The sequence below is a fragment of the Phycisphaerales bacterium genome (assembly GCA_020852515.1).
Taxonomy (GTDB): domain Bacteria; phylum Planctomycetota; class Phycisphaerae; order Phycisphaerales; family UBA5793; genus UBA5793.
In genome coordinates this window covers 97,055-113,522 of sequence record JADZAS010000021.1, presented here as the reverse complement: position 1 = coordinate 113,522, position 16,468 = coordinate 97,055, and the positions used below count along the sequence as shown (strand labels likewise).

Below are 16,468 nucleotides of genomic sequence, written 5' to 3'. Positions count from 1 at the left end.
TGCGTGGCTAATGGTCCGCACGGCGGACCCTACGAAGAAGAGAAGAAGCGAGAGACACGGAAGGCGCCATGAAAGTTACTCGACGATTCACCAAAGCCGGCACGGATGTCTTCTCCACCGTCAATTGGGCCAAGCGGACCAGTCGCATCTCCAACGCCGACGGCTCCGTCGTCTTCGAGATGAAGGACGCCGAGGTTCCCGAAAGCTGGTCGCAACTGGCGACGGACATCATGGTGAGCAAGTACTTCCGCAAGGCGGGCGTGCCGCAGGGCGATGGCACGACCGGACCCGAGAAGTCCGCGCGCCAGGTCATTCATCGCCTCGCCGGGTGCTGGCGCCACTGGGGGGAGACGCACGGCTACTTCGACTCCGCCGAGGACGCCCAGGCGTTTTACGACGAACTGTGTCACATGATGCTCCACCAGATGGCAGCGCCCAACAGCCCGCAGTGGTTCAACACCGGCCTGAACTGGGCGTACGGCATCACCGGGCCGGCGCAGGGGCACTTCATCGTCGATCCCAACACCGGCCAGGTGCAACTCGCCGACGACGCTTACACGCATCCCCAGCCGCACGCGTGCTTCATCCAGAGCGTGAGCGATGACCTCGTCAACGCGGGCGGGATCATGGACCTGTGGGTGCGCGAGGCGCGGCTGTTCAAGTACGGCTCGGGCACGGGCACGAACTTCTCGAGCCTGCGCGGCGAGGGCGAGCCGCTCAGCGGCGGCGGCACGAGCAGCGGGCTGATGTCCTGGCTCAAGATCGGCGACCGCGCCGCCGCGGCCATCAAGAGCGGCGGCACGACGCGGCGCGCGGCCAAGATGGTCTGCCTCGATCTCGACCACCCCGACATCGAAGCGTTTGTGAACTGGAAGGTGCGCGAGGAACTCAAGGTCGCCGCGATGGTCGAAGGCCTCAAGACCCTTCCCAAAGACCAGCAGCAGATCGCCGCGGACCTGGGACTGAAACTGAATTACGACTTCAACGGCGAGGCGTACTACACCGTCAGCGGGCAGAACAGCAACAACTCGGTGCGCATTCCCGACGCGTTCTTCGATGCGCTGGATGAGGGCAAGCCGTGGAGCCTGCACCGCCGCACCGACGGCGACCTGCACCACAGCATCGACTCGCAGCGCCTGTGGAATGAAGTGTGCTACGCCGCGTGGCGCTGCGCCGACCCGGGCGTGCAGTTCGACTCGACGATCAATGCCTGGCACACCTGCCCGGGCAGCGGACGCATCAACGCGAGCAATCCGTGCAGCGAGTACATGTTCCTTGACAACACGGCGTGCAATCTCGCGTCGATCAACCTGCTGCGCTTCTACGACAGCCGCAGCGCCACCTTTGACCTCGACGGCTACGAGCACGCGATTCGCCTGTGGACGATTGTCCTTGAGATCAGCGTGCTCATGGCCGCGTTCCCCAGCGAAGAGATCGCGCGGCTGAGTTACGACTTCCGCACGCTGGGCCTGGGCTTTGCCAACATCGGGGCCGTGCTCATGCAGGCCGGCATCCCCTACGACAGCGAAGAGGCGCGGGCCCTGTGCGGCTGCCTGACGGCGGTCCTGTGCGGCCGGTCGTACGCCGTCAGCGCCGAGATGGCCGGGCAACTCGGCGCGTTCCGCGAGTTCCACAGAAACCGCGAGCACATGCTGCGGGTGATGCGCAACCACCGCCGCGCAGCGCACGGCGTGTCGCGCCACAGCGGGCAATACGAGAACCTGCGCATCGCGCCGGTGCCCATCGACCACGACGCCGCAGCCCGGGCCGGCAGGCAATTCGCCAACGCCGACGAACTGCTCATGCGGGCGATGAACGCGTGGGACGAGGCGCTCGACCTCGGCGAGCGCTACGGGTATCGCAACGCGCAGACGACGGTCATCGCGCCCACCGGCACGATCGGCCTGCTCATGGATTGCGACACGACCGGCGTCGAGCCGGATTTCGCCCTGGTGAAGTTCAAGAAACTCGCCGGCGGCGGCTACTTCAAGATTGCCAACAACTCGCTCCGACCCGCCCTTGAGACCCTCGGATATGAGCAGCAGCAGGTGCGCGACATCCTCCGCTACGTGATGGGGTCGCTGAGCCTGGATGCTCCCATGCCAGGGTCTCAGGGCGGAACTTTCAAAGAGTTTCTGGCCAAAAAGGGCTTCACCGAGGACGACCTCGACGCGATCGAAGCCCAACTCGGCTCGGTCTTCGAAGTGGGCTTTGCCTTCAGCGCCTGGTCGCTGCGCGAAGACCTGCTGCGGCAACTGGGCATCGACGTCGAAGCGGCCCGCAACAACACGTCCTTCAACCTGCTGCGCGAGATCGGCCTGACGGCCAGCCAGATCGAATCGCTCAACGAATCGATCTGCGGCACGCAGACCGTGGAAGGCGCGCCGCATCTCAAGGCCGAGCACCTGCCGGTCTTCGACTGCGCCAACCCGTGCGGCCGCAAGGGCACGCGCTTCATCGCGCCGCAGGGGCATATCCGGATGATGGCGGCGAGCCAGCCGTTTATTTCCGGCGCCATCAGCAAGACGATCAACCTGCCCAACAACGCGAGCGTGGAAGACATCGCCGCGTGCTACCGCCTGAGTTGGGAACTGGGCCTCAAGGCCAATGCGCTTTACCGCGACGGCTGCAAACTCAGCCAGCCGCTCAATACCAAGAGCGACGCCGCCGCGGACGCGATGGAAGACGGCGAGGAAGACGACCTCGACGTGGCCGCGGCAAAAAAAGAGGTTGCGGCCGAGGTTGGCGAAGTCGCGGCGATTGCTGCGGCCTGTGACGGGGTCACCGTGCGCACCGTCGAAAAGATCGTCGAGCGCATCGTCGAGCGCCCGCTGCGCCGCCGCCTGCCCGACACGCGCCGCAGCCTGACGCACAAGTTCAACGTGGCCGGCCACGAAGGCTATCTCACTGTCGGCCTCTACGACGACGGCATGCCGGGCGAACTGTTCCTGACCATGAGCAAGGAAGGCTCGACCATCGGCGGACTCATGGACTCGCTGGGCACGGCCATCAGCGTGGCGCTGCAGTACGGCGTGCCGATGGAGAGCCTGGTGGGCAAGTTCACCCACCAGCGATTCGAGCCGGCCGGCATGACGACCAACGCCGACATCCCCTTTGCCAAGAGCCTCGTTGATTACATCTTCCGCTGGATGGGGATCCAGTTCATCCCCGGCTATCACAGCCAGGCCGCCCCGCAGCGCGGCTCGATCGACCCGGCCGCGGCGCCGGCCACAGGCGAGGCCATCGTGCGCGACGTGAAACCGGCGCCTGCCGGCGGCACCGCTCACGCCATTGAGGTCACCCGCGAGAGCGAAGAGAGCCGCTTCAGCGCCGTGAGCGATCGCGACCACTCGTCGATCACCATGACCGAGACGCGGACCAAATCGCGCACGGTGCTCGACCGGGCGATGGGCGAACTGATGGGCGATGCGCCGGTGTGCGATGTGTGCGGCGCGCTGACGGTGCGTAATGGAACGTGCTACAAGTGCATGAACTGCGGCAACAGCATGGGATGCAGTTGACCGGAGCAAGATGACCGTTCAAAGCGGTCGGCGATGCGGCGCGGCAGCGCCATGGATTCGCCGGCCGGAAACCGGAGTGCGGCTGAAAAAGGAGGCACCAATAGTCCGACGGCGAGTGGATGGACCCTGAACCGTTTGCCGGCCTGAGCAGGGAGTGACTCAGACCCGGTCGTTTCGATCGATCTCGATGGCAGAGTCGATCGAGGCGAGGCCCCGCCGCCTCACGCCGCACTTCCGGATTTTCTTCACCGTTGGAGGGGCGTCCCGTCCCCCGGGATCATCGGCCCCCCACACCTTCCCTGCAGTGGCCCCCACCACCGCTGCAGGGCTTTTTCATTTTCCACCACCTCGATTCGTAGCCGCCCGCAGCGGTTGCGTCCACAGCCGAGTGCCCCCGCGCCGTCGCGCAGCCGAGGCGCATAGACTCGCCGCATGCCCGTTCTGCCCCAGCCCGCAACCGTCCTCATCACTGCCGGCCCCACTTATGAACCCATCGATTCGGTGCGGTTCATTGGCAACCGATCGTCAGGCCGGCTGGGCGTCGAACTGGCCCGCGCGGCACACGCGGTAGGCCACAACGTCATCCTCGCGCTCGGACCCAACACCGCGCCGGCGCCGAATTTTGCTGATCGCCTGCGCGTCGAGCGGTTTCGATCCTGTGCCGATCTGGAGTCGCTGCTGGCCGAACTCTGGCCCGGGCAGGCGGATGTGCTCATCATGGCCGCGGCCGTGGCGGATTACCGACCGCGTCGCACGGAAGCCACGGGCAAACTCCGCCGCGAAGCGGAGGGCCTGACGCTCGAACTCGAATCGACGCCGGACCTCGTCGCCGGGTGCGCAAAGCGCCGCCGGCCGGGCCAGCGCATCATCGGCTTTGCGCTCGAACCCGCCGCCCAACTCATGGCCAGCGCCGCGAGCAAGATCAAGCGCAAGGGACTCGACGCCATTGTCGCCAACCCGCTCGAGACCATGGACTCCGATGAGATTCACGGCACGCTCGTACAGGCCGACGGCACGAGCGAATCGCCCGGCACGCTGTCCAAGTCAATGTTCGCCGCGTGGCTGATCGATCGCGTCCTGCGGGCCTGAGCCGTCAGTGCGACATGGTGCAGCGCGACTCGGCCCACTGCCGCATCGCGGCAATGCGCTCGGCCATGGTCACCGCCATCGGCTGCGTGCGGCCGAAGGCCTCGACAATGTGATTCGTCGCGAGTTGCTCGCCCGCATTGAAAGCGATGTGCAGGCCGTCCACGACGAGTTGCTCGATCTCGGCGCCGCTGAAGCCCTCGGTGAGACCGGCGAGCGTTTCGATGTCGAACGACTTGGCCATCCGGCCGCGCTTGGTCAGGTGGATCTCGAAGATCATCTGGCGTGCTTCGAGGGGCGGCAGGTCGATGAAGAAGATCTCGTCGAAGCGTCCCTTGCGCAGCAGTTCAGTGGGCAGGCGCTGCACCTGGTTGGCGGTGGCGATGATGAACACGTCGCTGCGCCGGTCGTTCATCCAGGTGAGCATGGTGCCGAACAGCCGCTGGCTCACGCCGCCGTCCGCGTCGGATGAACCCTCGCTGGCGAAGGCCTTCTCGATCTCGTCGATCCACAGCACGCACGGGGCCATGCCGTCCGCCTGGCGCAGGGCTTCGCGCAGGTTGGCCTCGGTGTTGCCGATGAAGCGGTTGTACAGACCGCCCACGTCGAGGCGCAGCAGCGGCCGGCGCCACTCTCCGGCGACCAGCCTCGCGCAGAAGCTCTTGCCGCAGCCCGGCACGCCCAGCAGCAGCACGCCGCGCGGCGGATCAATGCCGAACTCCTTGCCGCGCTTGCTCATCGCCTCGCGGCGCATGCGCAGCCACTTTTTAAGCTTCTCGTGCCCGCCGAGCGAGTCGAGCGTCTCGTTGGCGCTGAGCACCTCGAGTTGGCCGTGCGACGAAAGCGTGGCCCGCTTGGCCAGGCGCACGCGCTCGACGTCGCGCGCGTCAAGCCGCGCATCTTCGATGATCACCTGCCGAATGACGCGTTCGGCCTCCATCTCGGTCAGACCGATGAGCGATTCGGCGAGCCGTTCGAGATCGTCGCGCTTGAGTTCGTGCTCGATCTGCTGGTTGGTCTGAAAGACCTCGCGGTAGACGCGCTTGATGAGCTTCTCAAATTGAGATGTATCGGGCAGCGGCAGCGGGAACGGGAAGGCGAGCCGCTGCAGTTCGGTCGGCAAGTCGATCGTTGGGCCAAGCAGCACCAGCGTGCTGCCGTTGCGATGCGCCTGGTCGGCGGCCTCGCGCGCGGCGCGGACGACCTTGTCATCTTCGAAATGCCTCTGCAGGTCGGCCATGACTGCGACCCATCGGTCGGGCAGCGAGATGAGGTGCAGCAGTGCCGCGGCGGGGTCGTGCGTCGCGTTCGCGTTCACGCCTTCGCGCTTGTCCAGCGGGACGAGGCCGCGCACCAGCGACCACGCCCAGCAGCGCTGGTCGATCGCATTGGCCGCGTCGAGCACCAGCCGCACCGCCCGCCTCTCCTCGTGCGTCTCCATCACGATCAGGCCATATCCCGCGCGCATGAGCAGCGCCAGGCGTTCTTCATCGGTGCGGTCAAGGTCATAGGACATGGTCAGTTCCCGGTCGGTGAGGCGCGCGGCGCTACGGCATGGTATCGCTTCGGCGGGCGGAGGTAGCGGGTGACGTTGAACGTCTTGCCGCATTCCGGGCAGCGGCCGACGCCGCGTTCATCCACGTCCTGGCCGATCAGGGCATAGCCGCATTCGAAGCAGAGCCGCTGTTCGATGAGGCGCTTGCGAAAGCGAGTGCGGCCGCGCAGAGCCCAGATCAACATCACGATGAAGAAAATGAACAACCCGCCCATGATGAACCGGGTCAACCAGATCGCAATGGACAGATCGGGCACGACCAGCAGCAGCGCCGCGGCAATGAGGTCTGAGATTCGCGATCCTGCGATGCATGCGAGCCCGCCGAACACCGTGACATAAGCCCACGCGAATCGCTCCGACACGGCGCCGTGCTCGCCAATCATCCGATTCGACGCAGTCTCGAATTCGGCTTCGAACTGCCGCTGGTACCGGTACGGACTGACGAACTCGCGGCCGCTTTGTCGATCGACCACGATCGCGGGCGCGGTGTCATCCTCGAGAATCTCGCGCGGGTGATCCGTCATCGCTGCAGATGCGGCAAGCCGTTGCGCCTGAACGCTCGACTTGTGCGACCTCCGGCCTGGCTCAATCGCTGGGCGTCACTCCCAACTGGTTCATGATGAACAGGCGCTGATCGACCACTTCGCGGATCCGCGCCGAGAGCGGCTTGCCCGAGCCGTGGCCCGCTTCGCGATCGACCCACAGCAGCACCGGCCGCTCATCTGGCGAAGCGCTCGTCGCCGCCTGCACCGCCGCGGCCATCTTCCGTGCGTGCAGGGCGTGCACTCGCGCGTCGTTCTCGCCGGCGGTGAACAGAATCGCCGGGTACTCCACGCCCTGCTTCACGCGCTGATACGGCGAGTAGGCGTAAATGAACGGGAACTGCTCCTCACTTTCAGCGCTGCCATACTCGGGCACCCAGTAACGGGCCATGAGGAAGTTCTGGTAGCGCAGCATGTCAAGCAGCGGCACGGCGCAGATCACCGCGCGGAACAGGTCCGGCCGCTGCGTGATCATCGCACCCGTCAGCAGGCCGCCGTTCGACCCGCCGACGCACGCGAGTTTATCCGGATTGGTGTAGCGGTTGCTCACGAGCCACTCGCCCGCGGCGATGAAGTCGTCAAAGACGTTCTGTTTCTTGTCGAGCATGCCGGCGGTATGCCACTCGTCGCCGTACTCCCCGCCGCCGCGCAGGTTGGGAATGGCCAGCACGCCGCCTGCTTCGAACCACGGGAACATCGTCGCCGAAAAGTACGGCGTCATGGAGATGTTGAACCCGCCGTAGCCGTTGAGGATCGTCGGATTCTTGCCGTCGAGCTTGAGTCCCTTCTTGTGGACGATGAACATCGTGACGGGCGTGCCGTCCTTGCTCGTGTAGGTCACCTGCTTGACATCGACGATCGAGGGATCGACGGGCACATCCGGCCGGGCCCACAGTTCGCGATGGTTCGTCGCGAGATCAGTCACGTAGATGCTCGGCGGCTCGTTGAAGCTCGAGTAGGTGATGAACGCCTCGGTGCGATCGTCGTTGGTCACGACGCCCGCGCTGCCGATGCCCGGCAGTTCGACCTCGCCAAGGGGCTTGCCACTGAGATCGAACCGCTCGATCTGCGAGTGCGCCTTGTAGTTGTAGGAGGCGACGAGCATGCCGCGCGCCGTGCTCACGCCTTCGAGCACGGCATCCTCGCGCTGCGGGATGACGACTTTCCAGTGGTCGCGGCCGGGGTTGTTGAGATCGACGGCGTAGACCTGCGAATTGGGCGCATCGAGCGTGGTGACCATGTAAAGCGTGTCGCCGTAGACGCTGCCGCTGAAGGTCGCCTTGGCGCCGACGGAGATTTCGCGCCGCTCGAACTCGCCGGTGCGCTGCCACTTGTCAAAGTCGATGCACCAGATGTCGTTGCTGTTCGTGCCCGTCCAGTAGATGAGCATCATCCAGCGGCCGTCGCGGCTGAGCCACGCGCCCGGGCCCCACGTCTGGTCGTACTGCTCGAAGAGGATCGGGTCCTGTCGGTGATGCTGGCCGAGCGTGTGAAACTTGATCTGCGTCGAATAGGCGTCCTTGGGGTCCTTGAGGCACTCGTAGAGAAACCCGGATGAATCCGGCAGCCACGACACGCCGCCGGCGCGATTGGGAATCTCTTCCGCAAGCCACTTTCCCGTGTCCACGTCCATCACATACAGGGTCGGCAACTCGTTGCCGGCATAGCCCAGGCCGAAAGCCATGAGCGAACCGTCGTGGTTCGGCGCGGTCCAGTCGAGCGAGACGAGGCCCTTGTCATCGAGCTTGTTGGGATCGAGCAGGACGCGAGGCTCGCCGTCGAGCCCATCGCGCACGTAGAGGATGGACTGATTCTGATCGCCGCGCCGCTCGCGGTTGAAGTAGCGGTTGCCGTAGGATTGCGGCGCGCCGATGGAATCGACGCTCATGAGTTCGGTGATGCGCTGCTCGAGCGCCGGCCGGCCGGGCAGGTTGTCGAGGATGCTGCGGGTGTAGGCGTTCTGCTCGTCGGTCCACGCGCTGACGCGCTCGTCGAGTTCCTTGGCCCTGGCAGCGTCGGCCTCCTCGAACATGATGCCGCCTTCGAGCCAGCGGTACGGGTCTTCGACCTTGGTGCCGAAGTACTCGTCGGTCACGACCTCGCGCTCCGACTGCGGCGGAGCGGCGGCGAGGAGCACCGCCAACACCACGAGGGAAGTGGCGGCGAGCATGGGCCGACGATGGCTCGAGTCGATCAGCGGGAAACGGATGGACATGATTCCTCCCGGCGGCAGAGCCGCATGCAGGGTGATTGGCAGAGATTCAATCGTACCCCCCACGGTTGGCCAAAGTTGCGGCGGGCTTGTCCGTTAGAAATGTAGTTCTCAATTCAATGGATTCCCGAACCGCGTGGACCCGGCGGCAGTCCAATGGGTACAGGCAACGCGACGCATGAATACACAAGACCAGACCGACGAGCAGCTGCTCGGGGACTTTGCCGAGGGCAACCACGCCGCGCTCGGTGACCTCGCGCATCGGTACGAGTCGATGATGCTCGGCCTGGCGTGCGGCCTGCTCGGGCAGGACCGGTCGCTCGCCTGCGATGCCGTGCAGGACGCGTGGGTGCGCGTCATCAGGCACGGCTCGGAGTTTCGACGGGAGTCAACGGTGAAGACGTGGCTGTATCGAATCACGATCAACTGCTGCAAGGACGTGCAGCAGAAGTGCAGACGATACGGGCGGCCGCTGGCGCTCGCCCATGAGTCGACTTTGCCTGGAGCGGATCCGAACCGAGCGGAGGATGCTGATCGTCGCCATCGCCTCAACGAGGCGCTGATGGCCCTGCCGGCCAACACGCGCACGCTGCTGCTGCTTTGCTACCAGCAGGGCCTGACTCACACGTTCGCGGCTGATGTGCTCGGCATCCCCGTCGGCACGCTCAAATCGCGTCTGAACGCCGCGCTCCATGAACTGAGACAACGCCTCCAAAGCGAGGTTGCCCCATGACGGAATCTGATCACACTCAACTCGAAAAGGACCTCGCGGCGATGACGCAGTACACCGGTCCGGCAACTGAATTGTGGCGCCGCGCGCTCGAGGATCCGCACACGACCGTGGCCCGCGCGATGCGCTTTCGCACCTGGTGTGATCGGGTGTCTGGCGCGAAGTGGCAGTGGATTCAGGTCGCGGCGCTGCTCATCGTCGGCTGCGGTGTGCTGTGGCTCGCGCTGGCCCAATCGCTGAGCCGATCTGGGGACGCTTCGTTCACGATAAATGATGGTTTCGTCACGCAAGGCAGTGCGTACCGATACAAATCACCAGGCGATGCGGGGCCGCCACAGGCCGCGAATTCGATGCTTGGCGACATTCCGGTGCTCGGCCAGACGTTCGACAAGTCGGTTCGCGACCGCTCGGCGGGCTTTGAAGGCGCCGGCAAGAACGGGACGATCGGACTCGAAGGCGGTCTGTCGCCGTTCCAGAGCGAATGGGGCGGCGTAGCTTCCAGCATGGCACCGACGCAGGGTGAGTCGTCTGCGCCGCGCCAAGTCGTCCGCAAGGCCGCCGTCGAACTGCATACCAGGGACGTGCGCGCTGCATTCGTCAAGGTGCAGATGCTCGTGAGCGAGGCGGGTGGCGAGTACATCGAGCAGTCCGCCATCTCCGGCCAGGACGAGCAGATGCAGGCGGACCTGACGCTGCGCATCTCGGCGAGCCGTGTGAGCGAAGTCCTCAATGCCCTGCGCGGCATAGGCGAAGTCATCTCCCAGCAACTCAGCGGCGAAGATGTCACCGCCCAGGCGGTCGACATCGAAGCACGCCTGAGCAACGAGCGGCGCGTTGAAGCCGAACTGCTCGACCTACTCGAATCGCGCAAGGACGCCGAACTCAAGGATGTGCTCGAACTCCGTCGCAACATCGGACAGGTGCGCGAACAGATCGAGCGCCTCGTCGCTCAGCAGCAGCACCTGTCGCATCTCGTCTCGCTGGCCACGGTGCTGGTGATCATCCGCCACGAGGGGCAGCCGGAACCGGAACCCGAGCACACCGGGATCGGCGCGTACTTCGCCAGGGTCATGGGCGCCGCATGGGAATCGGGAATCACCGGTCTGGCCGACTCGGTCGCGTGGATCGCCTCAACACTGCTCGGCGGCCTGATCTGGTGGTCGATCGCGGGAATCGCACTGTGGGCGGCATGGCGGAAGTACCGAACGCTGCGAGCAAGGCCGCAATCCGAGCCCCGTCCGTGAGGGAGGGTGTTGGACAATCAGGCAGATCCACTCCCCTGCCACTGCAATCACAGCTCGTAGGGTCCGCCGTGCGGACCGCGGGTGCGGTATCGACCCGTCGATTCACCGGACGGCCAAGTGGCATCAGCGATGCCAAACGTGCATCGTGAGTGCAACACAATTGTCCGCCGCACTCCACCGCGCGGTCCGCGCGGCGGACCCTACCCACATGGCGCGGCACACATCGGCAGTCAACGGGGATCGCCCGCAGGCGGGATCTCCACCAGGCTTGGATCAATCCGTTGCAATCGCACGAGCAGATACTCCGCCTCGCGCCGCGTGAGGCCGGCGCCGAAGTGTTCCTTGGAAAAGCCCGATCGACACTCGAGCCAGCCCCCGCGCGACGATGAGTCGCCGCGATCGTTGCCGGTCGTGAAGCTCTCGAAATACCCGAGGCTCGTGCGCAGCGAAATCGGGCCGTACTTTTGGCGATCAATGATCCGCTGAGAGCGCCACAGCGGGGAACGATTGCTCACGACGATTTCCGAATTGCTGATCTCGATGATCTGCCTTCCCCAGCGCGACCAGACGAACGAGAACACGCAGAGCAGTCCCCCTGGGATCCAAATGCAGAGCCAGATACTCAGGAATGCGATGACCGCAGGCGCATCGGTGTCGTCACTCGATGCGCTGGATCCTCCATTGAGTGATGCGATGGTCCGCCACAGGAAGTACACTGCGGCCCCCAGGCTGACAGCCCACAGCAGTAGCCATGCAGACATGAACGACTGCACGAATTGACTTGATCTCGCAGGAATGGTGACTCGCAGTCCGTCCGCATTTCGCTGGAGGACGAAGCGGCCGTCGGTAGGAGACAGAGAGCCATCCTCCCCCGATTCTCCTGACGCTTGCATTTCATTCCCTTCTACCACGGGCGCGCGCCGCGACAATTCGGGAGCGAACTCCAGAAGCTGCGACAGAATGGTCTCCGCTCGGGGACGATCAACCTCCGGTCCGAAGAAGACGGTGCTCGCTCCATACTGAAATGCCAGCGAACCTCCATTGTCAGGGTTGTACCCATCATCTTCCAAAGTGTCCGGGACGTCTTCGTGTACGCGCAAATCTCCGACGTACTTCCGTCGGTACCTTTGGTGTCTGGATCGCCCCAGGAATGAATACTCGATCGAGACGAAATCTTCGTCGATCGTCAGAGACTGATATCTGCATCCCCCTCGCGCCGAGGCGTAAGCGAGGATTCCACCTCCGACGAAGAAGAAGAGAGAGCCGCCGATGCGCACCACGTAGGCAGCAGCCGGGTCTTCGGGTTGGACGCCCTCGGCCTCGATGCGGTTCGCGTCGCCGACGGGCGACAGAAGAATGAGCATGGGCCCGACGACTGCAAAGAGAAGGCAGAACACCGCAGCCCCTGCGGCCCATGGCCGACTGACGCCGAAGTTCCAGGTTCGGCTTCGTCTCCTCGATACGTCGGGTTGAGCACCATCTGTCGCCATTGCCTTGCTCCCAGGCGCGAGTCAGCCCCTACTTCCCCTCCAACCAATTCTCCGCTGCCGCCGCTTCAACCTTCAACGGCACGCGCAACTGCATCGCTGACTCCATCCGCTCCACCACAAACGGCAGGACGCGCGGCACATCCTGCTCCGGCACCTCGAACACCAGTTCATCGTGGATCTGCAGGAGCATGCGCGCGGCGGGGAACCTGGCGGGCAACTGGCGGTGGAGATCGATCATCGCGAGTTTGATAAGATCGGCCGCGCTGCCCTGCACTACGGAGTTGATCGCGATCCGCTCGCCCAGCTGCCTCTCGTTGGGGTTGCGCGAGGTGACCTGCGGCACGGCGCGGCGGCGGCCGAGCATCGTCTCGACGTATCCCAGCCGGTGCGCCTTGGCCACGCACTCCTGCAGGAAGACATCGATGCCCGGATAGCGGGCTTTGTAATCGGCGATGATCCGCGCGGCCTGCTCATTGCTCACGCCCTGGCCCAGCCGGCGGGCGAGACCGAAGGCGGTGATGCCGTAGATGATGCCGAAGTTGACCATCTTGGCGCTGTTGCGCTGCTCGCGCGTCACGCTGCCCGGCTCGACGCCGTGCACGTAGGCCGCCACTGCGGTGTGAATGTCCTGATCGCTGCGGAACGCCTCGATGAGCCCCTCATCCTGCGACAGGTGCGCCAGCAGCCGCAACTCGATCTGCGAGTAGTCCGCCGTGATGAGTTGATACGCCGGCGGCGCGACAAACGCAGCGCGGATCTGCCGGCCTACATCGGTGCGGATCGGAATGTTCTGCAGGTTCGGATCGCTCGAACTCAATCGCCCCGTCGCCGCGACGGTCTGGTTGAACGACGCGTGGATGCGGCCGGTGTCGGGACTGATGCACTCCTTGAGCGCGACGAGGTACGTGTTGACGAGTTTGGTCAACTGGCGGTATTCGACGATGAGTTGCGGGATCGGGCTGTCGATGTTCGGGTCGGCCGCGAGTTTCTCGAGCACCTCGATGTCGGTCGATGGGCCGGTCTTGCCCTTCTTGAGGATCTTGAGACCGAGGCCCGGCGGATCAGCCGTCGAAGCGTTGAACAGGGCCGCGGCGAGTTGCTTGGGAGAATCGGGGTTGAACGCGTGCGGCGCGGCGTCGATCAGGCTCTGCCGCAGGCTGTCGATGCGCTTTGCCAGCAGTTGGCGCTGCTGGTCGAGAATGTCGGGATCGACACGGATGCCGCTGTGCTCCATCGCCGCGAGGACTTCAACGAGGGGCATCTCGACCTCGTCGAAGAGTTTGCGAAGTTTCATCGCCGCCAGTTGCGGTTCGAAGCACTCCCAGAGGCGCAGCGTCACATCCGCATCTTCCGCGGCGTATTCGGTTGCGAGCTCGAGCGGCACTTCGTCAAAGCACTTCTGCGGCTTGCCGCGCGCGGCGTGGCCGATGAGATCGGAAATGGGGATGCAGTGGTAGTGCAGCAGCGCCTGCGCGAGCGGGTCGAGGCCGTGGCTGGGCCGGCTCGAATCGACGACGTAACTGGCGATCATCGTGTCCACCGCCATGCCGCGCAGTTCGATCCCCGCCTGGCGGAAGATGATCCAGTCGTACTTGATGTTGTGCCCGCACTTGGGCTTGCTCGGATCGACAAGAATCGGCCGCAGGCGCTCCAGCACCATCGCAGCATCAAGATGCGTACCCGGCTCGGGCGAGCGCACCGGGATGTACCAGCCGCTGCCGGCCTCGATGCTCAGGCAGACGCCGCAGAGTTGAGCGCGCATGGGGTCGATTCCGGTCGTCTCGGTGTCGATGGAGATGATCGGCGCGCTCGCGAGGCGCTTGATCACTTCATCGAGTTGTTTGAGAGTGCGCACGCATTCATACTTGCCGCGCTTGGTCTCGCGCCGGGCCTGGTGGTCGGAGCGCTCTTCATCGACCAGGTGCGAGAAGAGCCCGCCGGGCTCGGCGGCAGGCGCTTTGGGCGGCGCCTTCGCGGCAGGCGCTGCCTCCTCAGCCTCCGCACCCCCCACCACCGCGCGCAATTCATCCTGCAGCCGGTTGAAGCCGAGTTCCTTGAATGCGGCAAGCACCTGCTGCACCGGAATCGCCTCGACGCGCACCGCGGCGCGATCGAGATCAATATCCAGCGGCACATCGCGCCGCAGCGTGACCAGTTCGCGGCTCATGGGCAGCATTTCACGGGCCGCCTCGATGTTCTCGCGCCGCTTGCCCTTGATCTCTTCGAGGTTGGCCAGCAGGTTGTCGAGCGTGCCGTACTCGTGGATGAGCTGGGCCGCGGTCTTGGGGCCGATGCCCTTGACGCCCGGCACGTTGTCCACCGTGTCGCCCATAAGCGCGAGCATGTCGATGACCTGGGCCGGCGTGATGCCCTTCTTGTCCAGCAGCGTCTCGACGGTGATGAGTTCGTCCTTGTGCACGTCGGCGATCGCCACGTGATCATCGAGCAACTGCTCAAGATCCTTGTCCTTGGACACGATGCGGATGTGCAGATCCGGCTGCTCGGCGCGCAGGTGCGTCACAAGCGAGGCGATGACATCATCGGCTTCGAACGTCTCGACGCCGAAGACTGGAATGCCGAGCATCTCGGTGAGTTCGATGCAGCGGCTCGCCTGCGGGCGGAAGTCCAGCGGCGGCGGCTCGCGATTGGCCTTGTACTCCGGGTAGATCGTTGAGCGAAACGTCTCGCGATCGCCGGACTTGTCCATCGCCACGATGAGGTAGTCGGGCTTGTACTCGCGCAGCACCTTGAGGAGCATGCCGACATAGCCGAACGTCGCGTTGGTCGGCTCTTTCGTGACGGGCGAACTCATGCCGGTGCGGATGGCGTGGTAGGCACGAAAGAGCTGCGCGAAGTAGTCGATGATGTAGAGGGTCTTAGTCATGTCTGTCTGCGACTGCCTTGCGCACGCGTTTGCAGAATCGGGGAAAGTGCTCATTGGCAAATTGAGAGAGATATGCCGCCCCCTCCGCGCTGAGCGATACTTTCGTCGCACCCCAAGTGCCATAGAGGTTGGGCGCGGCAACTCTTGACACCGGCGTCCAGTCGCCTGGCAAATCACTCAATAGGGGCCTGATGATGCTCACAAGTGTCTTTGCTCGCGCCGAATCTCTTCGCGCCTGTTCACTCCAAGCAACGCATCCAACCAGTCTATCATTGCGCACTTCGATGTACAGACTCCCTGTACCATCGATACCACCACAATCTCGTTGCGGTCCGTCGAACCCAAGCCGCCAGTTCATCACTGCGTTATTTGTGCCGCTCCAAATGGACCAATGGTTCTGCTCCGCCGCCGGCAGCCAGTTTCGCAAGTGCTCATAGGCCGCATACCACCAATCAAATCTACGGTAGCCGAGCTTACTCGCACATCGGCTGTTGCTCTCAGCCAATTGGGCGAGTGCGAAGCAATGTTCGCGCCGAAGCTGCTCATCGTGAAGCGCCTCCAGATATGCTGGAAGGAGCGCGCGACGGAGACACTGTGGCTGAAGCAATTCGACCATGTGGTTCAAGCGGAAGTGCACTGCGCGGTGGCCTTCGCCTTTCCATCTGTCTGGCCCGTCAAGAAACTCCGCTCCCCCAAGGGTTACGAAATATACCCTGTCGGCCGCCTGAGAATGGCGCGATGTGCGAAGGCACTGATCTTCGTGGCCGCCTGTGCCATCCACCTTGTACTCCATCACAATTCGCCGTGTGGTTCCTTCCGCGTGTAATGTCACGACTAAGTCTGTCACACACCCCGGCGCCAACTTGAACTCGTGCTGAACCTCGACATGACTGATCTGATGGGGATGCAGGCCACTGCCGTCCGGCCAATTCCAGAGGGCGGCTCCAATCGCCTTGCTGCACTCGTCATCAGCTCGCAGACACGCGGCAAGAGTCCCGCTGTGGACGCGCTCCAGCGAGTACCCGACGGCATAAACGTAGTTCTGGGAGGAGACGTTGCGCTGAAGGCGCTCGGCAATACCTTCGATGCGTCCTCCGCCGTGAGTCGAACTCTCCACAGTGTTGCCCGTCTCGCTCATTCGTGCGCTTCTTTCGCCCCTGCCGGGGCTCCGCTTAATAAGAATGGCTTCCACGGGTTTCGCTCG

Annotated in this window: 10 protein-coding genes; 4 read left to right on the top strand and 6 right to left on the bottom strand. The window is 64.2% G+C overall.

Features of this window, described 5'->3' with window-relative positions:
- The first annotated feature begins 68 nt into the window (after positions 1–68).
- Together IT430_14640 and IT430_14635 are read left to right on the top strand one after the other, a co-directional pair.
- On the top strand, positions 69–3,521 hold the full coding sequence (locus IT430_14640) for an adenosylcobalamin-dependent ribonucleoside-diphosphate reductase (GenBank protein ID MCC6909177.1): 3,453 nt from the start codon (positions 69–71) through the stop codon (positions 3,519–3,521).
- 432 nt (positions 3,522–3,953) lie between these two features.
- Positions 3,954–4,610: a phosphopantothenoylcysteine decarboxylase gene (locus IT430_14635; protein MCC6909176.1), complete on the top strand. Its 657-nt coding sequence runs from the start codon at positions 3,954–3,956 to the stop codon at positions 4,608–4,610.
- Between the two features lie 4 nt (positions 4,611–4,614).
- On the opposite strand, the gene IT430_14630 is transcribed toward IT430_14635, so the two are convergent.
- From IT430_14630 to IT430_14620, 3 genes are all read right to left on the bottom strand, one after another.
- The gene (locus IT430_14630; protein ID MCC6909175.1) at positions 4,615–6,123 is read right to left on the bottom strand and encodes an AAA family ATPase; all 1,509 of its coding nucleotides are present in this window, start codon (positions 6,121–6,123) and stop codon (positions 4,615–4,617) included.
- A gap of 2 nt (positions 6,124–6,125) precedes the next feature.
- On the bottom strand, positions 6,126–6,686 hold the full coding sequence (locus tag IT430_14625) for a hypothetical protein (protein MCC6909174.1): 561 nt from the start codon (positions 6,684–6,686) through the stop codon (positions 6,126–6,128).
- A 61-nt stretch (positions 6,687–6,747) separates the two neighbouring features.
- Complete coding sequence (locus IT430_14620; protein MCC6909173.1) at positions 6,748–8,919, bottom strand: S9 family peptidase; 2,172 nt, start codon at positions 8,917–8,919, stop codon at positions 6,748–6,750.
- Between the two features lie 175 nt (positions 8,920–9,094).
- On the opposite strand from IT430_14620, the gene IT430_14615 reads away from it, so the two are divergent.
- Positions 9,095–9,649 (top strand): RNA polymerase sigma factor, encoded by a 555-nt coding sequence (locus tag IT430_14615; protein MCC6909172.1) that lies wholly within the window; start codon positions 9,095–9,097, stop codon positions 9,647–9,649.
- On the top strand, positions 9,646–10,890 hold the full coding sequence (locus tag IT430_14610) for a DUF4349 domain-containing protein (protein ID MCC6909171.1): 1,245 nt from the start codon (positions 9,646–9,648) through the stop codon (positions 10,888–10,890). The genes IT430_14615 and IT430_14610 overlap by 4 nt, the downstream gene beginning before the upstream one ends.
- 230 nt (positions 10,891–11,120) lie before the next feature.
- Here IT430_14610 and IT430_14605 read toward each other — a convergent pair whose 3' ends face one another.
- From IT430_14605 to IT430_14595, 3 genes are all read right to left on the bottom strand, one after another.
- On the bottom strand, positions 11,121–12,170 hold the full coding sequence (locus IT430_14605) for a hypothetical protein (protein ID MCC6909170.1): 1,050 nt from the start codon (positions 12,168–12,170) through the stop codon (positions 11,121–11,123).
- 238 nt (positions 12,171–12,408) lie between these two features.
- Positions 12,409–15,264 carry a DNA polymerase I gene (polA, locus tag IT430_14600; GenBank protein MCC6909169.1) on the bottom strand — a complete coding sequence of 952 codons (2,856 nt, stop codon included), beginning with the start codon at positions 15,262–15,264 and terminating at the stop codon, positions 12,409–12,411.
- Positions 15,257–16,402, bottom strand: coding sequence for a hypothetical protein (locus IT430_14595; protein ID MCC6909168.1), 1,146 nt, complete (start codon positions 16,400–16,402; stop codon positions 15,257–15,259). The genes polA and IT430_14595 overlap by 8 nt, the downstream gene beginning before the upstream one ends.
- Positions 16,403–16,468: the final 66 nt, after the last annotated feature.

What these genes read in the sequence shown, in the direction of transcription:
- polA (MCC6909169.1), bottom strand. Translation starts at nt 15,264, where the DNA reads ATGACTAAGACCCTCTACATCATCGACTACTTCGCGCAGCTCTTTCGT.
- IT430_14640 (MCC6909177.1), top strand. Translation starts at nt 69, where the DNA reads ATGAAAGTTACTCGACGATTCACCAAAGCCGGCACGGATGTCTTCTCC.
- IT430_14630 (MCC6909175.1), bottom strand. Translation starts at nt 6,123, where the DNA reads ATGTCCTATGACCTTGACCGCACCGATGAAGAACGCCTGGCGCTGCTC.
- IT430_14595 (MCC6909168.1), bottom strand. Translation starts at nt 16,402, where the DNA reads ATGAGCGAGACGGGCAACACTGTGGAGAGTTCGACTCACGGCGGAGGA.
- IT430_14610 (MCC6909171.1), top strand. Translation starts at nt 9,646, where the DNA reads ATGACGGAATCTGATCACACTCAACTCGAAAAGGACCTCGCGGCGATG.
- IT430_14625 (MCC6909174.1), bottom strand. Translation starts at nt 6,686, where the DNA reads ATGACGGATCACCCGCGCGAGATTCTCGAGGATGACACCGCGCCCGCG.
- IT430_14620 (MCC6909173.1), bottom strand. Translation starts at nt 8,919, where the DNA reads ATGTCCATCCGTTTCCCGCTGATCGACTCGAGCCATCGTCGGCCCATG.
- IT430_14635 (MCC6909176.1), top strand. Translation starts at nt 3,954, where the DNA reads ATGCCCGTTCTGCCCCAGCCCGCAACCGTCCTCATCACTGCCGGCCCC.
- IT430_14615 (MCC6909172.1), top strand. Translation starts at nt 9,095, where the DNA reads ATGAATACACAAGACCAGACCGACGAGCAGCTGCTCGGGGACTTTGCC.